The 22,140-nt window shown below is 69.5% G+C and carries 5 protein-coding genes; all 5 read left to right on the top strand.

Annotation, left to right across the window (positions count from 1 at the left end):
- Positions 1 to 35 precede the first annotated feature (35 nt).
- The 5 genes from NV1_RS23780 (at position 36) to NV1_RS23800 (ending at position 22,079) form a co-directional block, all read left to right on the top strand.
- A complete protein-coding gene (locus NV1_RS23780; RefSeq protein WP_169813388.1) occupies positions 36 to 284 on the top strand; it encodes a phosphopantetheine-binding protein in 249 nt (82 codons plus the stop codon).
- Complete coding sequence (locus tag NV1_RS23785) at positions 281 to 5,806, top strand: non-ribosomal peptide synthetase (protein WP_067895281.1); 5,526 nt, start codon at positions 281 to 283, stop codon at positions 5,804 to 5,806. The genes NV1_RS23780 and NV1_RS23785 overlap by 4 nt, the downstream gene beginning before the upstream one ends.
- Entirely contained in the window at positions 5,803 to 14,850 is a 9,048-nt protein-coding gene (locus tag NV1_RS23790) for a hybrid non-ribosomal peptide synthetase/type I polyketide synthase (RefSeq protein WP_067895284.1), read from the top strand. Before NV1_RS23785 ends, NV1_RS23790 begins: the two co-directional genes overlap by 4 nt.
- The gene (locus NV1_RS23795; RefSeq protein ID WP_084525693.1) at positions 14,847 to 20,900 is read left to right on the top strand and encodes an SDR family NAD(P)-dependent oxidoreductase; all 6,054 of its coding nucleotides are present in this window, start codon (positions 14,847 to 14,849) and stop codon (positions 20,898 to 20,900) included. The genes NV1_RS23790 and NV1_RS23795 overlap by 4 nt, the downstream gene beginning before the upstream one ends.
- Before the next feature lie 174 nt (positions 20,901 to 21,074).
- A complete protein-coding gene (locus tag NV1_RS23800) occupies positions 21,075 to 22,079 on the top strand; it encodes a daunorubicin/doxorubicin resistance ABC transporter ATP-binding protein DrrA (RefSeq protein ID WP_067895486.1) in 1,005 nt (334 codons plus the stop codon).
- The last annotated feature ends 61 nt before the right edge of the window (positions 22,080 to 22,140 follow it).

Genomic DNA, 22,140 nt, shown 5'->3' on the forward strand with positions numbered 1-22,140 from the left:
CTAACGCACAAAATCTCGACGGAAGAAGAAATATGATGTCCGACAAGCCGAACCGCGACGATCTCTTACGCGGATTGGTCGGCGAAGCGATGGGGGCCGACGCCGAATCTCTGGACGCCGACGCCAATCTCATGGCCCTGGGCCTGGATTCGGTACGCGTGATGAAGATTTCGGGTCTGCTCAAGCGCGAGGGAATCCGGCTGAGGTTCGCCGAGATGATGTCCGAGCCGACGCTGCGGGCCTGGCTGCGCCTGACCGCCGCCACCGCCTCGGACGCGTCATGACCGGATCGATGGACGGGAAACCGGTGGGCGCGGACGCCGTCGCGGTCGTCGGCATGGCACTGCGGACGGCGGGAGCGCGGACACCCGACCAGTTCTGGGCGTTGCTGCGCGCGGGCCGCGAGGCACTCACCACCTTCACCGACGAGCAACTGCGCAGGTCCGGCCTCGGCGAGGCCGAGCTGGCCGATCCGGCGCTGGTCCGCACCCGCCCGGTGCTCGACGGCATCGAACAGTTCGATCCGGGCCGTTTCGGCCTCACCCCGCGCGAGGCCGAGACGACCGACCCACAATTGCGTCTGCTACTCGAATGTGCCAGTGAGACAATGGAATCCGCGGCCATCGACCCCGCCCGGTTCGACGGCGCGATCAGCGTGTTCGCCGGGTCCGGCCCGGATTCGTACTATCAGCACCACCTGCTGCCGCGCGAGCGCCGCGATCCGGCCGCACGCATGGACCATCTGCTCGGCAACAGCAAGGATTTCCTCGCCGCGCGCATCGCCTGGTCGCTGGGGTTACGCGGTCCAGCGGTGAACGTGCAGGCGGGATGCGCGACCTCACTGGTGGCGGTGCATCTGGCCGCGCAGAGCCTGCTGGCGGGTGAATCCGATCTGGCCCTGGCCGGCGGCGCGACGGTCTACGTGCCCCAGTACACCGGTTATCGGTACCGCGAGGGCGGGATCAACTCCCCCGACGGGCATTGCCGCGCCTTCTCCGCCGACGCCGACGGCACCACCCCCGGCGACGGCGTCGCGGTGTTGGCGCTGCGGCGGCTGGCCGATGCCATCGCCGACGGCGATCCCATTCTCGGCGTCCTGGAATCCACCGCGGTGAACAACGACGGCGCGGGCAAGGCCGGATTCGCCGCACCCGACGCCGGTGCGCAGGCCGAGGCTGTCGCCGAGGCGCTGAGCGTGGCGGGTATCGAGGCCGACGACCTGGATTACCTCGAAACCCACGGCACCGGAACGGCACTCGGCGACGAGATCGAAATCGCCGCTCTGACCGAAGGTTTCGAAGGTCTGCTGCGCGATCGCGGGCACCGCGTGTGGATCGGCACGCACAAACCCAATATCGGCGATACCTGGGCCGCCGCGGGAGCCCTGGGCGTGGCCAAGGTGCTGCTCTCGCTCAACCACGGCGAACTACCGCCGAGCATCAACTGCTCGCCGCTCAATCCGCGCATCGACTTCGACGCCACTCCGTTCGCGGTCAACCGCGCCCTGCGGGCCTGGCCGGAGCACGGGGCCGGTCGCCCGCGACGGGCCGGCGTGCACGTCTTCGGGTTGGGTGGCACCAACGCCCACGCCGTCCTCGCGCAGGCCCCGCACCGCGCGCCCGCCGCGCCGCCGCGGGCCGCGGAACTGTTGACGTTGTCCGCCCGAAGTGCCGTCCAGTTGCGCGAAATGCGCAGGGAATTGGCCGATTACCTTGCCGCACAACGGGAGACGGATCTACGCGCGTTCGCGTGGACGTTGCAGGCCGGTCGGCAGGCCCATCCGGTGCGGGCCGCGTTCATCGTCACCGATGCGGCCGACGCCGAACGCGTACTGCGCGAGGAATCGTACGAGTCCTCGAACTTCACCGTATCCGTGGCAGACGCGTCGGCGGCGGATGCCTCGACCGGCATCGGTGTCGATACCCTCAGCGCCGAGAAATATCTCGCGACGCTGCGTACCGTCGGCCGGTCCTGGCTCGACGACCGCCCCGAATACGATCCGGCGGCTCTGCGCGGCGCGCACGCTCCGGTCCGGCTGGCCCTGCCGGGTCATCCGTATCTGCGCCAACGCTGCTGGGCCGCATCCGCACCGGAGACGGGATATCTCGGCGGAGCCGGAAACCACGATGCGACCGGGCAGCTCAGCGCGGCAGGACCGCACGGCGCGACCGGACATCCCGACGCGACCGGATACGCGACCGCGGACCCGGAAACCGCCCATCCCCGCCCGATCACGCTGCCGCCCTATGCGGAGCCCGGCTCGGCCACCGAGGCCGCGGTGACGCGAATCTGGGCCGCGGAGTTCGGCTTCGACCGGATCGGCGTCCATGACGAATTCTTCGATCTGGGCGGTCATTCGCTGCTGGCCGCGCGCATCGTCGACCGGTTGCGCGAAGCCTGCGGCGTGAACCTGTCGATCCGCGAATTACTCTCCGAAGCAACGACTCCCGCTGATCTGGCGACGCTGATCGATGCCCGTGAGCGGGACGGGACCAGCCAGGACGCGCCCGCACGGCAGCCGGGCATGCGCATACCCCTCAGCGCGGCACAGCGGCGGATGTGGTTGTTCATGCGGCTCTACCCGGCCTCGAGCGCCTACAACATCGGATTTCCGATGCGGCTGCGCGGCACCGTGGACGTCGAGGCGCTGCGGCGCGCGGCGAAAGGACTGCTGGCCCGGCACGCCGCGCTGCGAACCCGGTTCGTCGTGCACGAGAACACCCCGTTCGCCGTCGTCGGCGAAGTGGACGACACGGTCGACATCCTGACCGTTCGCGACCGCGACGACCGCGCCGCCGAACAATGGATCGCCGAGGTGGACGCGGCTCCGTTCGACCTGGGCGCCGGCCCGCTGGTGCGGCTGGCCTTCGCACCCGCCGGAAATCCGCGCGGACCGCACCTGATGCTGCTGTGTGCGCACCACAGCATCGCCGACGGTATGAGCGTGGCCGTTCTGCACACCGAACTTGCCGAGCTGTACGCGGCCGAACTCGAGGCGCGCGCCGCGCGGCTGCCCGCCCGGGTAGCGCAGTTCCCCGATCTCATGCTGCGACGCGAGAACCCCGCAAGGCGGTCCGAACGCTCTGCGGCACTGGCCTATTGGCGCGGACGTCTCGCGGGTGCGCCCGCCGTGCTCGACCTGCCCGTCGATCGTCCGCGTCCGGAGACGCCCACATTCGCCGGACACGCACACACTTTCGACATCGCCGCCGATCCCTCGGCCGCACTGCACGCACTCGCCCGGGGTCGGCGCGCGAGCACCTTCGCACTCGTCACTGCCGCGTTCATCACCGTGCTGCACCGGCTCACCGGGCAGACCGACATCCTGACCGGCACCGTCACCCACGGTCGCCTGGACGCGGCCGAACGCGATGCGGTCGGCTGCTTCGCCGATACCGTCCTGCTGCGCGAGCGCATCGCACCCGACCTCACCTTCGGCGTCCTGCTCGCCCAGGTGCGCGACAGCATCGGCGAGGCGCTGGCGCACCAGCCGGTGGCCTTCGACGAACTGGTCGCGGAACTGGGCTGGGACGCCGTCGCCAACCGGACGCCGATCCCGCAGGCCATGGTGATCGGCCAGCAGCCGGTACGACCGCTGCGCATGGGCGACGTGGTCGGCGAGCCGATCGTCGACCGGGTCGACACGGCGCGATTCGATCTGGTGTGCAACGTCTGGGAGGAGGACGGCCGCATCCGGGGCGCGGTGACCGGCGGACTGGACATCTTCGCCGTCGAAACCATCGCCCGCATCGCCGAGGCGATCACTGCGGCGTTGGAACACGTTGCCGCCGAACCTGATTCGCCGATCACCGAGGTGTCGATCATGCCGGCGGCGCAGCGTGAACTGCTGTACACGGGGTGGACCGGCGCGGCGCATCCGGATTCGGCCGATGTCTCGAGCACCGGAATTCCGCGCGGCGCCCGCCCGCCGGCGGTACCCGAACTGGTGCTCGCCGCGGCGCGGCGCGATCCGGCGGCGGTCGCCATCACCACCGGTTCGACGACGATCACCTACGGCGAACTGCTCGCGGCCTCCGAACGCCTGGCCCGCAGACTGTTGGACGCGGGCGTGGCGCGCGAGCAGATCGTCGCGGTGTCGCTGCCGCGCGGTATCGACTACGTCGTCGCGCTGCTGGGGGTGATGCGCGCGGGCGCGGCATTCGTGCCGGTCGAGGAGACCTGGCCCACCGAACGCCGCCGACAGGTGCTCGCACAGGCGGGCGTATCGCTCATGATCGCCGATCCCGAAACGACAGATGCTGTGCCACCGGGTATCTCGGTGATCGATAGCCGCGCCGCGGGCGAACCGGGTGCGCACACGCTGCCCACGGTGGCCCCGGAACAGCTCGCCTACGTGATGTTCACCTCCGGCTCGACCGGAACCCCCAAGGGCGTGATGATCCGGCACGGCGCCATCGGTTACCGGCTGTGCTGGCAGCGGGATGTGCTGCGATTCGGGCCTTCGGACACCGTGCTGTTCAAGGCGCCGCTGGGCTTCGACATCTCGATCAACGAGATCTTCCTGCCGCTGACGGTCGGCGGCAGGCTCGCCATCGTGACGCCCGAACGCGAGGCCGATATCGGACATCTGCTGGAAGTGATCGAACGCGACAAGGTCACCTTCTTCTACGTCGTGGCCTCGATGCTCGATCTCATCCTCGATCGCCGTGACAGCGCCACCCGGGCTCGCTCGCTGCGCTATGTGTGGTGTGGCGGTGAGGCTTTGACCGACGAGCTGTACCGGCGATTCGCCGCCGCCTTCCCCGAGGCGACCATGTTCCACGGGTACGGCCCTGCCGAGGCGACCATCGGAGTGGCGTGCCGCCGGTACACGCCGTCGGGCGAATCGGGCAGCGCGGGTAGGGCTGTCACCATGGGCACACCCAATCCCGGTGCGCGCGTGTACGTTCTGGATCGCCGGATGCGTCCCGTCCCGGCCGGAATGGTCGGCGAGCTGTACATCGGCGGCCTGCCGCTGGGTCGCGGCTATGTCAACGCGCCCGGCCGAACCGCGGAATCCTTTGTCGCCGACGTTGTTTCCGGACTACCCGGCACCCGCCTCTACCGGACCGGTGATCTGGCGAAGTTCACCGCGTCCGGCGAACTACAGTTCTGCGGCCGCGCCGATCACCAGGTCAAGGTGCACGGGCACCGGGTGGAACTGCCGGAACTCGAGGCGGTGGCCCTGCGTCACCCGGACGTGCGCCGCGCCGCGGTCGTCCTGGATTCCGACGGCGAACTCGCGGCGTTCTGCCAACCCGAGGACGGTGCGCAGTGCGATGTGAGCTCGCTGCGGCAGTGGTTCACCCGCTGGGTTCCGCCCTTCATGATTCCGCGCGGCGTCACCGTCCTGGACCGGATTCCACTCACCGACGCGGGCAAGGTCGACCGAAAAAGTCTGGCCGCCTCGGCTGTTCCGCCGCAGGAAGATCCGGCCGACCGCATCGCGCCCAGCGGTGACACCGAGCTGAGGCTGGCCCGGATCTGGTGCGAGGTGCTCGGCGTCGAATCGGTCGGATCGAACCGCAACTTCTTCGAACTGGGCGGCCATTCCATGGCCATGCTGCGCGTGCAGAACCTGATCGACGCCGAGTTCGGCACCGAGATCGCGCTGTTGGAGTTGTTCGAGCACACCACGATCGGCCGGCTCGCCGGCCACCTGGACACGCGGCGGATCGGCGACGCGGACGGGTCCGGCGCCCAGGCGCGGGCCGACAGCGACGCGGTCGCCGCGGCCCGGCGACGCGCCGAGGCGGCCAAGACCGCACAGCGAGCGGCCGCCGCACGCCGGAGGAACAATAGATGACGACCGAACGCTACAAGTCGTTCCCGCTGACCGACACCCAGCGGGCCTACCTCATCGGACGCGGTGACTTCTATCCGCTCGGAAACGTCTCCACGCACGCGTATCTCGAATACCGCTGCGTGCTCGACCCGGACCGCTTCGCGACGGCCTGGGCGCGCGTGGTGGACCGCCACGACATGCTGCGCGCCGTGGTGGATCCGCGCACCGCCACCCAGCGGATCCTGACCGAGGTGCCCGATTCCGGTCTGGCCCTGCGGGACCTGCGCGGACTCGACGAGTCGGCCGCTGCGGCGCAGCTCGCCGCCATCCGCGAGACGATGGCGCACGAGGTGCGCGCGTGCGACCGGTATCCGATCTTCGGCATGGCGTTGTCACTGCTGGCCGATGCCGGCCGGGCGCACCAGGTACATGCCCGATTGCACGTCGGGATCGACGGATTGACGCTGGATTACGCGAGTTGGCATGTGCTGCTTCGCGATCTGTCGGTCTTCTACGACGATCCCGGCGCGACGCCGCCCGCCCTCACCTGTTCGTTCCGTGACTATGTGCTCGCCGCACAGGAATTCACCGATCCCGAGGACATCGTCGAGGCGAACGAATACTGGGCGCGGGTGCTGCCGGACCTGCCCGGCCCGCCGCAGCTTCCGGTGCGACGCGAACCGGAATCGGTGACCCATCCCCGCTTCGATCGGCTCGACGATTGTCTGGACGCGTCGACCTGGTCCCGGTTGCAGGCCGGCGCCACCGAGCACGGGCTCACCGCGAGCGGGCTGATGGTCGCCGCCTTCGCGCAGGTCGTCGCGCACTGGAGCGCCACACCACGGTTCACGCTGAACGTTCCGCGCATGGGCCGCAACGAACTGCTGGACGGCGTGCAGGACGTCGCCGGCGAATTCGCCACCTTCACCCTGGTCGATATCGACGCGAGCGAGCGGGAACCGTTCGCCGACTTCGCTTTCCGGGCACAGCGCCGGATGTGGGAGGCGCTGGAGCACGGCGCGATCAGCGGCACGGAGTTGCTGCGGCGGCTGGGTGAACTGCACGGCGTCGAGCACGGTCCCGTGCTGATGCCCGTGGTGCTGACCAGCACATTGGCCTTCTCCAAGGGAGATTCGGCGCTGGTGCGCGCCCTGGAGCCGGTCTGTCACATCACCTCCACGCCCCAGGTGTATCTCGACGTGCAGCTCGAGGAACGGCTCGGCGATCTGTACATCAACTGGGACTACGTGCGGGATGTCCTGCAGCCCGGCGTCATCGAGGCGATGTTCACGGCCTGGTCGGCTCTGCTGCGCAATCTCGCGAACGACGAAAACCACTGGCGTAGCACGGATCCGATCGGACTCGATCCCGTCGTCCTCGACACCACGTCCACGAATGACGTACGGGCGCGGCGCGACAGCGACTCCACCAGCCTGGGCGGTACGCACCCGAATGACGGGCAGGCCGGACGCGGCGCCGATCACCTCCGGCGCACCGGGCAGGTTCCTGATCGAGCTGTGCGAGAGGAATTTTCGTCACTCATCGAAGATTCCGAACTGGCGCACAACGATTTTCTGGAGCAGGTTCGGGCGCGTCCCGATGCTCCGGCCGTGCGTGGTGCGGACGGACGCGAGTTCAGCTACGCGCAGTTGCACGCCCGAGCGGCCGCTATCGCGTGGTGGCTGCGTGAGGTGTCGCCGGAACCCGATGCGTCCGAACCGATCGTCGCGATCGTCATGGCCAAATCGCCCGAACAGATCGCGGCTGCGGTCGGAGTGCTGTGCGCCGGAATGGCTTATCTGCCCATCGATCCCGAGTTGCCCGCCGCATCGATTGCCGCCCTGCTGGACCGGGCGCATCCGATCGCGCTGCTGACCGATACCGCGACCGAGCGGGTATTGCCGGACAGCGCACCGCCGACGGTGGCCGTCGACCGGCTCGCCTCCTCGCCGCGACTCGGACTTCCGCGAACCGCGACCACCGCACACAGCCTGGCCTATCTGCTGCCGACATCCGGATCGACGGGCGAACCCAAACTCGTCGCGGTCGAGCACGGCGGCGTCGTCAACTGCCTGCGCGCTACGGCACGCACCTTCGGCCTCGGCCCGGCTGATCGCTCGCTGGCGGTGACGGCGCTACACCACGACATGTCGCTCTTCGACGTGTTCGGCGTGCTGGGCGCGGGCGGCTGCGTCGTGGTGCCCGACGCCACCCGGCGCACCGACCCGGAACATTGGCTGACGCTGATGTCCGAACACGGTGTCACGCTGTGGAATTCGGTACCGGCGATGATGCGTATGCTGCTCGACTACCACCGCGAGAACCCGGCTGCCGCCCGCGGCGCGGTCCCCCTGCGGATGAGTTTCCTCGGGGGAGACTGGTTTCCGCTCGAGCTTGCCGCCGACTATCGCGCCGTCTTCGCTGCCGCCGAACTCGTCAGCGTGGGCGGCCCGACCGAAACGACCCTGTGGAACATCTGGCATCGTGTCGGCGATCCGGCCGACTACGAGGACTGGATCAGCGTGCCCTACGGCAAGCCCATCCCGGGCGCGCGCTACCACCTGCTCGACGAGCGCGGATTCGAATGCCCGGACTGGGTGGTCGGCGAAATGTGTTGCAGCGGAATCGGTGTGGCCCGCGAGTACCTGGGCGATCCGGAACTCACCGCAGCACGATTCGTCCGGCATCCGGGCACCGGCGAAAGGCTCTATCGCACAGGCGACCTGGGCCGACGTCGACCGGACGGCACCCTGGAGTTCATCGGCCGACGTGATTCGCAGGTCCAGTTGCGCGGCCGCCGGGTCGAACCCTCGGCCGTGGAGGCGGCGCTGCGCGGTCACCCGGCCGTGGAGCACGCCGTCGTCACGGCGGTGCCGCAGACGCCCGGCCCGGGACATCGCGCGCTGATCGCCCACGTGGTGTCCGATGCCGATGAGCGGACGTTGCGTGCCCATCTGCTCGATCGCATCGCGGGATACCTGGTACCCAGCCGAATACTGGTCCTGGACGCGCTGCCGCTGACCGCGGGTGGCAAGGTCGATCGCGCGAGTCTGACCGCACGCGGTCAGGCGGCCCTGAGCGAGTCGACGACGGAGAATCGGGATCGCGCCGCGGACTCGGCGCTGACCACGGTGATCGCCACCGCCTGGGCCGATGTCCTGGGCCTGGATCAGGTCGGCCCGCACCAGAACTTCTTCGCTCTCGGCGGAGACTCGTTGTCCGCCACCAGGATTCTTGCTCGACTACGGCGAGAACTCACCGGTTGCCAGGTATCCGCTCGGGCGGTGCTGGCCGGTATCGACGTCGAGACCTGCGCGCGGGAGCTACGCGCGCACGCGGGCCCGGCGATCGAGCGAGCCGCACATCGCGCACTCGAGGACCGGCCCGCACCGGAGATCTGCGCAACCCCGGCCATCGCCGACGACACACCCGCATCGGATACCGGACCACTGTCCGCCGCCCAGCTCCGCATGTGGTTCGCCGAGCGCCTGGCCCCCGGCCGCGCGGCCAATCATCTGGCGGTGACGATCCGGTTCGACGACGCCCTGGACCCTGACGCCCTGTGCGCGGCCCTGTCGGACGTGGTCGCCCGGCATGGCGTACTTCGAACCGTCTACCGCGTCGACGCGAATGGCTCTCCCACACAGCATGTCCTGGAGTGGCCTCTCGACTCTGTCCACAACCGAGCAGTCCGGCCCGTCGACGCGGCACGCGCCGAGGCAACCCAGCCGTTCGACGCGATGGACACCGCCGGCACCGATCGGACGACCCGGCTCCGGGCGGCCGACGCCCTCCGGCCGGGGGGCAGAGGAAATCCCGACCCGTCCGCTCACCCTCGGGCCGATGCGGTTCAGCCCTTCGAAGTGGTCCGAATCAGCGCCCCGGACCCGCTTGCCCATGCCCGGACCGAGGCGCTGCGGCCGTTCGAGTTGGGCACGGAACTGCCGATCCGGGCGGGCTTGGCCCGGGACGAGACCGCGGGCGGTTGGATGTTGTGGATCACGTTGCACCACATCGCATTCGACAACAACTGCTGGGACATTCTGTTCGGCGATCTGTCCGCGGCCTACCGCGCGCGGCGCGACGGCGAAATCACCATGACCGCACCGGCGGGCCGGTATCTGGACTACGCGCTGGCGGAGGCCGATGGTTCGCGGGACGCGGAGTACATCGCCGGCCGCGAGTATTGGCGTTCGCGTGCGCTGCGGGCCCGTCCGGGTTCGCCCCTCCCGCCTCGCGGTGGTCGGCGAGCGGTCCGGGAGCTCACCGCACCGGATCGGGAGGCGATCACCGAAACGGCACGCATGCAGGGTATTTCGGATACGACTGTGCTGATGGCCGCCGCGGCGATGACGATCGGGCGACGCACCGGCCGCGACACCGTCGTACTGGCCGTGCCGGTGATCGACCGCGGTGCGCCGGGCGCGGAATCGGTGTTGGGCAATTTCGGCAACCTCGTCCTCGTCGACATCGACCTCGCGGCACCGGATCCGCTCGCCGAGACCGCCGCGAAGAGTATCGAAGCCTATGCGCACCAACGGGTTCCGTTCGACGTCGTGGTGGCGGACCAGCGCGCGGCCCGGCCGGGTGACACCGGCCCGCTGTTCGACGCCGTGTTCTCCGCGCGCGGCGAACTGGCTGGCGAACTGGCCCTCGACGGCGTGCGCGCCACCCTCACCCCGCTCGATCTCGGCACCGCGCGATTCGATCTCGTTCTTGAATCCGTCGACAGCGGCGGGGGACGCCGGCTCGGCGTCGTCGCGGACCGCGGCCGCTATCGCGCCGAGGACGCCGAATCCCTGCTCGGCGAATTTCACGCCGCCGTCCTCAGCTTGACCACCGCCCGGAAGGAAGTTCAGATGACCGGCACCAACGCATTCGAGGAATTACCCGGCCGGCCCGAGGCGGACGCGATCGCCGTGATCGGTATGGACGGTCGTTTCCCCGGCGCATCCGATCTGGCGGCCTTCTGGGACAACCTGGTCGAAGGCCGCGAGGGCGCACGGGAATTCACCCTCGCGCAATTTCTCGCCGCGGGCGGGACCGAGGCCGAATTCGCCGATCCCGCGCTGGTCCGGGTTGCCTCCACCGTCGACGGCATCGACCAGTTCGACGCCGATTTCTTCGGCTACCGACCGTCGGAGGCGGAACTGATCGACCCGCAGCAACGTCTCTTCCTGGAATGCTGCCATCAGGCCCTGGAGCAGGCCGGACAGGTGCCCGGCCGCTTCGACGGCCGGATCGGGGTCTACGCGGGCAGCAGCCAGAGCCGCTACTTCCTGGAGAACGTGTACCCGCACGTCATGGACCAGGCGAATTCGATGGCCGCACTACCCGCCACCTCGGGCAGTTCCCCCGGCGGCATCGCCACCCGCGTCGCCTACAAACTGGGCCTGACCGGGCCGGCGATGAGTGTGCAGACCGCGTGCTCCACCTCGCTGGTCGCGATCCACGTGGCCTGCCAGGATCTGTTGAACTACCAGTGCGATGTGGCCCTGGCGGGCGGTGCGTCCCTGAACCCCAATCCGCACCAGGGCTATCAGGCGATCGCCGACGGCCCGCTGTCCCCGGACGGTCGCTGCCGCGCCTTCGATGCGGGCGCCAACGGCATGTTCCCCGGTGACGGCGTGGGTGTGGTGGTACTCAAGCGCCTGGCCGACGCGCTGGCCGACGGCGACCCGATCCGTGCGGTGATCAAGGGGTCCGCGGTCAACAACGACGGCAACCGCAAGGCCGGTTACGGTGCGCCCAGTGCGCCCGGTCAGGTGGAGGTGATCCTCGCCGCGCAGGCCGCGGCCGGGACGACGCCCGAAGACATCGGCTACGTCGAGGCGCACGGCACCGGCACGCCGGTGGGTGATCCGATCGAGCTGCGCGCGCTCGACGACGCGTTCCGCACCGGCACCGACCGCACGGGTTACTGCCTGCTCGGCTCGGTCAAGACCAATCTCGGCCATCTGGACGCCGCGGCGGGTATCGCCGGATTCATCAAAACCGTTCTGGCGCTGGAGCATCGGGCCATACCGCCGAGCCTGCACTACACCGAGCCGAATCCGCTGTTCGATCTCGCGGCCAGCCCGTTCCGGGTCGCCACGGAGCTGACCGAATGGGACGAAACCCTGCCGGAGTCGGCCGCGGTGAGTTCCTTCGGCATCGGCGGTACGAACGCCCACGTCATCCTCGGGCGTGCACCCCAGCGGGCGCCTCGTGCGCACGACCTCGAAAGTGCCTGTGTTCCGGAAGTTCTCACCCTCTCCGCCCGGTCCCCGGAGGCTCTCGGGCAGGCCGCCGAGCAGTTGGCGGGGCATCTGACGTCGAACCCGCAACTCCCCCTGGCCGACGTCGCACACACCCTGCGCGTCGGGCGCGAGGACCACGACTACCGCGCCGCCGTCGTCGCTTCGGGAATCGGGGAAGCCCGCGACGCACTCGCCGCCGCAACGCCCGTAGCGGCCCGCGCCGGGCGTCCGGTCGTACTCGTACTGCCCGGCGGCGGCACCGCCTACCCGCGAATGGGTCTGGGGCTCTATCCATCCGAACCGGCATTCCGCGAGGTCATCGATGCCGCGGCCGCGATCGCCGAGCCGCTGACCGGCGTCGACCTGGTCGCCCATCTGCACGATCCGGAAGGGTTCGCCGAATCGGGCGATTCGGCGGTCGCCTTCGCGGGAATCGTCGCCACCGAGATCGCGCTCGCGGCGACCCTGACCCGATACGGCGTCACGCCCGTCGCGCTGATCGGGCACAGTCTCGGCGAATACAGCGCGGCGTGCCTCGCGGGCGTGCTGAGTCTCGAGCACACGATCCGGGTGGTGGTCGAGCGCGCGCGACTGCTCGACCGCGCGGGTGGCGCCGCCACCAGTGTCCTGCTCGGCACCGAGGAACTCGTCGAATACCTCTCCGGGAACCTGAGTATCGCCACTGTCAACGGACCGCTGCACACGACGGTATCCGGCCCCGTCGACGAGATCGCCGCGCTGGAGGCGGCGTTGGAGGCCAAGGGCGTCGACGTCAACCGGCTGCCGCTGCCCGCGGTCCATTCGTCGCTGTTGGACCCCGAATTGCCCACGCTGGCAGCGGTTCTGGCGACAGTCTCGCTCAGCGCACCGCGAATTCCGTTGATCTCCAACGTCTCCGGCACCTGGCTGACCGCCGCCGAGGCCACCGATCCGGATTACTGGCTGCGGCACACCCGCCGGACCGTGCGCTTCGCCGACGGTATCGACGCACTGGCGCAGGAATATTCGCCGCTGTTCGTCGAGGCCGGACCCGGGCGGGGCTTGACCCGGCTGATCGAACTGCAAGCGGGTAAGGACGCGGTCGCGCCACCGGCCATGCGGCACCGCCGCGACGAGAGCCAGGACCGGGTCGTCCTGCTGCAAGCGCTCGCCGGCATCTGGGCCGGGGGCGGCGCGGTGGATCTGGCACTCACCGGCTCTCCGGGCGCACGCAAGGTGACCCTGCCCGGGTATCCCTACCAGCGCCAACGTTTCTGGATCGATCCGCCCGCCCGGAGCGCGACGCGGCGATTCGACCTGTTCGGTTATCTCGATCGACGCGAATACGAACTGCGCCGGCGGATTCCGGTGGAACACGTCGAACAGGGGCTGGATTCGCGGCTGGAGGCACTGTGTGCGCTCTACGTCAGCCGGTTCCTGCGTGAAATCGGTTGTGCCACCGTGCCGGGCACGCTGATCGACCCGGCGGCGATCGCGGCGGAACACGAATTCGTCGCGCCCTACGAACGATTCTTCGACGCACTGCTGTCCCTGCTGCTCGCGGACGGCTACGCGGTCCGCGAGGGCGATCGCCTGCGCATCACCGACAAGCCGTGCGACGCGGGCGAACTCGACCGCGAACGATCCGCGCTGCTGACCCGCTATCCCGGCGCCGAGGAGGAACTCGCCTTTCTCGACTACTGCTCGGCTCGCTATCGCCAGGTGTGCACCGGTGAAATCGCCGGAACCGAGGTGATGTTCGCCAACGGCTCGGATGATCGCTCGACCGATGTGGTCGACAAACGTCTCGCACACAGCGACGTCGCGATCTACACCCGACTGGTCGGCTCGGCGCTGCGCGAACTCGCCGCCGGTCGCGACCGGCCGCTGCGAATCCTGGAAGTCGGTGCGGGCCAGGGCTATCTGACCTGGGTGGTAGCCGAGGCGGTACACGGCGCCCCGGTCGAGTACACCTTCACCGACCTCGGGCGCTCGTTCGTCGTCGCCGCGCAGCGCCGGGCCCGGGAGCAGGGCTACGATTGGATGCGCTTCGGCGTCCTGGACGTCACCGCGGACGCCGAGGAGCAGGGCTTCACCGAGCCGTTCGACGTGGTGCTCGCGTTCAACGTGCTGCATGCGACCCCGGAGCTGGCCACGACGGTGTCGAAGGTGCATTCGCTGCTCGCCCCCGGCGGCACCCTGATGCTGCTGGAATCCGCTCAGCAGCGCCGGGTTTCGATGCTGACCGCGGGTCTGTTCGAGGGTTGGTGGTACTTCACCGATTCGCTGCGCACCCATTCGCCGCTGGTCTCCCCGAGACAGTGGGCCGAATTGCTGCGCGGCGCGGGATTCACCGACGTGCGAGTGCAATCCGATGCCGATGCCTACGAGGGCGCGATCCCGGTGGACCACGCCCTGATCGTCGGCTCGCGCGGCCGCACCGACACCGTCGCCGACACTTCGCGACCGGCCCCGGCCGGTCGCGGAATGTTCGGCGGCGGTTCGGCATTCAACGCTCGGCCCGCCCTGTCGGTGCCTTACCGCGAACCGGACGGACCGTTACAGGGTCGCATCGCCGCGGCCTGGCAGGCGGTGCTGGGCATCGACAAGGTCGGCGCCGACGACGACTTCTTCGACCTCGGCGGCGAATCGTTGCTGGCGATGCAGCTGGTGACCAGCCTGCGAAAGGAGCTGGGCGTGAGCCTTTCGGTCAAACAGTTCTTCTCCTCGGGCAATCTGACCGTCGCCGGCCTGGCCGAACTGGTCGAACGCGCCCGTTCGGACAACGGCGCGGGCCAGGCGGCGGACGTGATCATCCCCAGCGCGCGACGTGCGGTGCGGTCATGAGCGAGCCCCTGAACTTCCCCGCCTCCTTCGCCCAGCAACGAATGTGGTTCCTGCACCGGCTCGATCCCGGGGACCCGTCCTATCACGTGCCGCTGCTGCTGCGGATTCGTGGTCCGCTCGACGCCGACGCGCTGGCCGGAGCGTTCGAGGATGTGATCGACCGCCAGGAGCAGCTGCGCACCTCGTTCGCCGAAGTGGACGGCGAACTCCAGCAGCGGGTGCATTCGCGCGGCCGGTTCGAACTGGCACGGCACCGCGTCGAGGCGAGCGATGCGGCCGATGCCGAACTGGTCCACCGGCCCGCCGTAGCCGAGGTACTGCGCGGCCTCATCGACGTGCCGTTCGACCTGGGCCAACCGGGTGCGTTGCGAGCGGTGTTGCTCGACCTCGGCGGCGAGGACCGGTTGCTGGCTATCGTGGTGCATCACATCGTCGTCGACGGCTTATCGCTGAAGATTCTGCTCGGCGAACTCGACGCGTTCTACCGGGCACGCCTGGCCGATACCCCGATTACGCTGCCTCCCTTGGATATTCAGTACGCCGATTATTCCGAATGGCAGCATGGCCGGGCCGATCGGGCCGCACTCGATGCGGAGCTGGCGCACTGGCGCGGCCTGTTCCCGCACGGACTCGCCGATTCGACCGTGCCGACCGACCGGCCGCGCTCGACAACGCGCACCTCGAGTGGGGCGCGGCACGAATTCGATCTCGACGCCACGGTCGCCGACGCCGCGCGCCGGCTCGCCCGCGGCGACGGCGCGACGCTGTACATGGTGCTGCTGGCCGCGTGGGCCGCGACCGTCTCGCGGGCCGGCGGCGGCTGCGACAACGTGACCGCCGCAACCCTTCTGGCCAATCGCGACAATCCCCAGATCGTCGATCTGATCGGCCTGTTCGTCAACACGCTGCCCATCCCGGTCGATCTGAGCGGGCAGCCGACCTTCCGCGCCCTGCTGTCCCGCGTGCGCGCGGCGACCATGGACGTATTCGCCCACCAGGACGCGCCCGTCGAGCAGATCGTGCCGGCCCTGCGGCGGAGGCAGGACACCGGCGAGGTGACGTTCCCCCTGCTGTTCGCATTGCAGAACTTCGCCGATGCGCGCGTCCGCTTCGCCGGCCTCGACGTGGTGCGCATCGACGAGGACGAACGCTCGACCCGGTTCGAGCTGGAACTGCACGTCTGGGAACGCCCCGACCGACTGCACGCGGCCCTCGTCTACAGCACCGACCTGTTCGACGCCGACACCGCCGACCGGCTGGCCCGCGCCTTCACCATGCTCTTACGAAGTGGTTGTGCCGCACCGGATCTCGAGATCGATCGGCTCGCCCTGCCCGCCGAGTCGGTACGCACCGCACACCCGGTGGATCGAGAACCCCTGCCGGACCTGTCCTTCGGCCCCTACAGCACTGCGGTAGAGCGCTACGAGAGCGTGCTGCACGAGGCTGGTGTGCGTCCCGGCGATGTAGTCGCGACCGCCGGGACCCCACGCTCCAGCGACGTCCTGATCGCCGCACTCGCCACCCTGGGCCGAGGCGGCGTATGGCTGCCGCTGGACCCCCGTGACTCGGATATCGCACTGGCACAGGAAATCTCCGCGGTCGACCGTCGGCACCGGGCCGGCAACCGGTTCACCGTCGGCTTCCGGGCACCGGGAGCCCGGCGCCTGCCCGCACCCAGCGACACCGCATTCGGACTCGACACCACTCACACCGCCGTGCTCGACGGCATCGAACCCATCCCGAATGCAGCCGATGCCCCAGCGGCTCGCGTCGATCCGGCCCCCGACATGCCCGCGGTCCTCGCGACCGCGCCGGGCGGCCGGGTGTTGCTGAACCGCGCGACCGTGGACGCACAGGTGCGGACCATGCGGAAGTGGTTCCCCGGCGATTCGAGGAAGTCGGTATGGCTCGGCGACGCCGCGCATGCGACGGATATACTGTGGGCAGCAAGCGAATTCGGCCGGATCAACGACACGGCGACCCCGGGCGACGCGGATGTGGCGCTGGGCGCCGGCGCAGAACTGTCCGGCTTCGAGGGCACCGCCATCGTCGTCGGCGAGTCCGTGGCCGCACCCGTCCACACGCACACCGTCTACGGCGACGAGGCCCGCGGCTGGTACCTGCGGGTCGATGCCGATGCGAGCGCGAGCAGCCCCGCCGAGGTGACCGTGCGGGACCACTTCGGCGCGGTGGTGCCGCACGGCTTCCGGGGCGCGATTCACATCGACGACCTGCCGACCGGGTTGCGCGGCAGCCTCACCCGCACTCGGCTGCGCATCGACACCGACCGCGCCGACACCACCGTCTGGACCGGGTGCGCGCCGGTGCTCGCCGCCCGGGTGCGCGAGGCCCTGCTCAGCCTGCCGCAGCTGCGCGAGGCCGCCGTGCTGGATCGCGCCGATGCCGCGGGCTTGCGCGAAACCGTCGCCTACGTCTCGCGGAACACGGCCATCGATGGGCGGGCGGTACTGCGTCTGCTCGACGAGCGCGTGCCGCGTGCGCTGGTCCCGAATGCCGTGGTCACCCTCCCCGGCGCACTGCCGCTCGACGCGCAGGGGTGCGTCGATATCGCTGCACTGCAACGCCTTCCTGTCCTCGATGCGGTGGAAACCGAACGCATCACCGCCGCGGCCACCGCGGCCGGGGCCGCCACCGCGACCACCGGCAAACCGCCCGCGCCGCCCCTGCGCCGCATGGCGGTCCCGGCCACGGCACCGGCGACGACCGGTGCGGGCGTCACCGGAACCGGCCCCGCGCTGTCCGACGGCGGCCCCCAACCCGAACCGCGCTGGACGTCCCTGGGCGCGGCGTTGGCGGCCGCCGCCGGTGGCGCCGGCAGCATCCGTCACCTGCGCGCGACAGGCTCCGAGACCGTGTCCAGTTATGGCGAATTGCTCTCGCGGGCAACCGCTCTGGCGACGGCCCTGCGCGACGGCGGCAGCCGGACCGGCGACCCGCTGCTCCTGCAGTCCCGCGATACCGAGGATTTTCTGGTCGGCGTATGGGCATGCCTGCTGGCGGGCCTGGTCGCCGCACCCGTCGCCGCACCCGTCGACTACGCCGTGCCGAGTCCGGCGCGCGACCGGTTCCTGCGCGTCTGGCAGAGTTCGGGAAAGCCGGTCGTGCTGGCCGGGCGCGAGGAGTACGACGCGTTGCGCGCCTGGCGCACCCCGGATGGGGAAGCGCTGCGCGCCATTGGAATCGAGGCGTTCTCGCGCGGCCCCGCCGATCCGGCCACCCACCGGTCAGCACAGCTGCCCGACCTCGGCCCCGACGACGTGGCCCTGCTGATGTTCACTTCCGGCAGCACGGGCGCACCCAAGGGCGTGGAACTGACGCACGGCAATATTCTCCGGCGCGGCGAATCCCTGCGCACCGTCGAGGATTTCAGCGGCGCCTACGTCTCGTTCAACTGGATGCCGCTGGACCACGTCGGCGGCGTGGTCATGTGGCATCTGCGCGACGTCTACCACGGCGTCGATCAGATCCACGCCCCGACCGACTGGATCCTCGCCGATCCGCTGCGCTGGCTCGACTGCGTGGATCGCTACCGGGTGACGAGCACGTGGGCGCCGAACTTCGCGTTCGGGCTGGTCAGCGAGGCCGTCGGCGCGGCTCCGGAACGCAGCTGGGATCTTTCCGCACTGCGCATGACACTGAACGCCGGAGAAGCCATCGCACCCGAGGTCGCGGCCGAATTCCTGGACGCGCTGGCCCCGCACGGCCTCGCCGCCGACACCATGGTTCCGGTCTGGGGTATGTCCGAAACCTGCTCCGGCGTGGTGTATTCGCCGCGATTCCGCAGCGCGGTCTCCCGCTCGGACACCTTCGCACATCTCGGCGCGCCGATTCCGGGATGCCGGATCCGGATCGTGAACGACGCGGATCAAGTGCTCACCACCGGCGAGGTGGGGCGGCTGCAGGTATCCGGAGCCACCGTAACCCGCGGTTATCGCGATCTGCCACAGCAGAATTCGGCCTCCTTCGACGCGGAGGGCTGGTTCGACACCGGCGATCTGGGGCGCATCGACGATCTCGGCAGCCTGCAGATCACCGGCCGGGCGAAGGATGTCGTCATCATCAACGGCGTCAATTACCCGTGCCATGAGATCGAAGCCGCGGTCGATCGCCTGGCCTGCACCCTGACCTCCTGGTCCGCCGCATGTGCGGTCCAGCAGGACGGCGAGGAACAACTGATCGTGTTCTGCCGCCTCGCGGAACCGGGTGATGTGGCGTCGGCGGTATCGGCGATCCGGGCCGCCGTCGTCGCGACAGTCGGCGTTTCCCCCGCCGTGGTCCTGCCGCTGCCCGAAGGCGTGATCACCAAGACCGAAATCGGCAAGATCCAGCGTTCGGCGCTGCGCGAACGTTACGAACGCGGCGAATTCGCCGACCGCACAGCCGATCTCGTCACCGTAGGCGTCGCGGCCGGGGATGCGGGCACCGTCGCCGACCACTTCTTCGACCTGACCTGGGCGCCCCGGCGACTCGAAGCCGATGCGCCGCCGGACTCCGGCACGGTGATCACCGTCGGCACTCTCGAGGGCGCTCCTCCCGAGGTGGTCACCGTCGACGACACCGCCTCGCCCGCAAAGGTATTGGAAGCCCTGGCCACCGCGCTGGTCGATCGCCCTTCCGGCGCCGTGGTGACCGTGGTGACCAAGTCGGCCTTCGCCGTCGACACGGCCGCCGATCCCCTGCACGCCGCCTGCGCCGCGCTGGTGGAAACCGCCCGTGCCGAGCTGGAGCGGTTGCGCATCCGCCACATCGACTCCGCCGCATCGGTCGACCCCGAGCGGCTCGCACGCGAGATCATGAGCGGCACAGGCGATCCGGTGGTCGCGCTGCGCGATACCCGCTATGTTCCGCGGCTGCGCCGCAGCACGACCCCGCTGGATGCCGAACCGCCCGCACCGGGCGATTTCTATCTGGTCAGCGGTGGTCGAGGCGGTGTCGGCGCACTGGTCACCGCCCATCTGCGACGCCGCTACGGGTTGCGCCTGCTGGTTATCGGCCGCTCCGAAGCCCCCGCCGATTCGGACGGAATCCGGCACGCCGTCCTCGATCCGACCGATGCCACGGCCCTGCGGGAATGCGTCGAGGCCGCGGAAACCCGGTTCGGACGACGCCTGGACGGCATCGTCCATCTCGCCGGACATTTCGCCGAACGTCCGCTGGCCGAGTCGACGGCCGATGATTTCGACGCCGCACTCACCGCCAAGACCTCGGTCGCCGAAACGCTGATGCGCCTTGGTGATTCGCGGCCCGAGCTGCGGTGGATCGGATTCTCCTCGGTCAATGCCGTATTCGGCGCGGCACACGCCGCCGCGTATGCGGCGGCCAATGCCCATCTCGACGCGCTCACCGGGCAATTCCGCGCACGAGGGCATCGCGCGCAATCCATCGCCTGGTCGAGCTGGCACGGCGTCGGCCTGAACCGCGCCGGCACGCTGAGCGATCTCGGCCGCGCCAACGGCTATCGCGCCCTGGATCCGGCCGAGGCGCTGGCCTCACTGGATCTGTGCCTGCGACGCGACACACCGTATCCACTCGTCGGACTGGATCCCCGGGGAGCGCGCGTCGCCGGATTGCTCGCCGTTCCCGAAGCGACGACGACCGATCTGGTGCTGCGCCTCGACGCGGCCTCACGCGACCGGGTGATCGGCGCTCTCGGCACGGTGCGCGACCGTTTCGGTGTGCCGGTCCGGATCGAGGCGGCCACCGGCGCGGTCGGCGATGCCCATGCCGCTTCGGACACCGGGGGGCTGGACGCCACGATCGCCTCGGTGTTCGGTGCGGCGCTACACGTTGGCGAATTCGGAATCCACGACAGTTTCTTCGATCTGGGCGGCACGTCGATCAGTGCGATCCGCGCCCACGCACTGCTGGAAGACCGCCTGGGACAACGTTTCTCGCTCGCCGAGCTGTACCGGAGCCCCACGCCGTACCGACTGGCCCACACCTTGCGACCGGCCCGGGTGGTCTCCGCCGCCCAGCGGGTCGCCACCCGCGCACGGCGGCGACGCGCCGCACGAGCAACTCCCCGGTGATCGGCCGTCCCGGTTTCCGATATCCGTTACCACTTACCCGGCCACCGGGTATTTTGTTATGGTTAGCCTACCCTAATAATGCCGGGCTGAACTCCGTTCGATCCGAGATCGGCTCCGGCGGTGGGTTTTCGGACGGATAGCAATCAGTTCTCGAAGAAGAGTTGGGAGGATCCTGTGGCTGCGGTTCCAACGCAGGCGAACGCCGAGGCCGTGGTCGTCGAAGGCGTCGTAAAACGATTCGGCTCCGTACCCGCCCTCCAAGGGGTCAGCTTCACCGCACCGGTGGGCAGCGTCCTGGGCGTACTCGGACCGAACGGGGCGGGTAAGACGACGACGGTATCGGTCCTTTCCACCCTGGTCCGGCCGGATGCGGGGCGCGCGACGGTCGCGGGATTCGATGTGGTGCGCGATGCCGCCTCGGTCCGGGCATCGATCATGCTCACCGGCCAGTACGCGGCATTGGACGACCTGTTGACCGGTCGGGAGAACCTCGTATTGTTCGGCCGCCTGCTGGGGATGGGCACCAAGGCGAGCAGGCAGCGCGCGGCGGAACTACTGACCCGGTTCGATCTGGAAGAGGCCGCGGATCGGCGCGTCGGCCAGTATTCGGGCGGTATGCGCCGTCGGATCGATATCGCGTGCGGCCTGGTCCGGCTGCCGAAGGTGGTCTTCCTGGACGAGCCGACCACCGGACTGGATCCGGTGAGCCGCCAGGCGGTGTGGTCGCTGGTGCGCGATCTGCGGCACGAAGGCGTCACGGTGCTGCTGACCACCCAGTACCTCGAAGAGGCCGATGTGCTGAGCGACAACATCATCGTCATCGACAAGGGCAGGGTCATCGCGGAGGGCACGGCCGACGACCTGAAGGCGCGATCGGGGCCCAGCTATTGCGAGGTCGTCCCGGTGGAGTCCTCGGATATCCCGGCGGTGGTCACCGCCCTGGCAGGTCTGGGCGAGGTCACCATCGCCGATGCCGGGGACCGCGTCTCGGTGCCCGCCCCCGGCGGCGCCGCGACGTTGGCCGCTGCGCTGGAACGCATCTCGGCCGCCGGAATCGAGTTGGTGGATATCGCGCTTCGTCGTCCGTCGCTGGACGAGGTGTTCGTCAAACTCACCAAATCCGATGCCGTAACCGCGAATTCCGCTACGGACACCGACGCCCGAGCGGTGCGGGCATGAGCGGGTCAGGGCCGGAGGCGGCAGCGGAGCGTCACCACGCAGGCCCCCCGCTCATGCCCCA

It is taken from the genome of Nocardia vaccinii NBRC 15922, from assembly GCF_001613305.1.
GTDB classification, from domain to species: domain Bacteria; phylum Actinomycetota; class Actinomycetes; order Mycobacteriales; family Mycobacteriaceae; genus Nocardia; species Nocardia vaccinii.

What these genes read in the sequence shown, in the direction of transcription:
- NV1_RS23790 (WP_067895284.1), top strand. Translation starts at nt 5,803, where the DNA reads ATGACGACCGAACGCTACAAGTCGTTCCCGCTGACCGACACCCAGCGG.
- NV1_RS23795 (WP_084525693.1), top strand. Translation starts at nt 14,847, where the DNA reads ATGAGCGAGCCCCTGAACTTCCCCGCCTCCTTCGCCCAGCAACGAATG.
- NV1_RS23785 (WP_067895281.1), top strand. Translation starts at nt 281, where the DNA reads ATGACCGGATCGATGGACGGGAAACCGGTGGGCGCGGACGCCGTCGCG.
- NV1_RS23780 (WP_169813388.1), top strand. Translation starts at nt 36, where the DNA reads ATGTCCGACAAGCCGAACCGCGACGATCTCTTACGCGGATTGGTCGGC.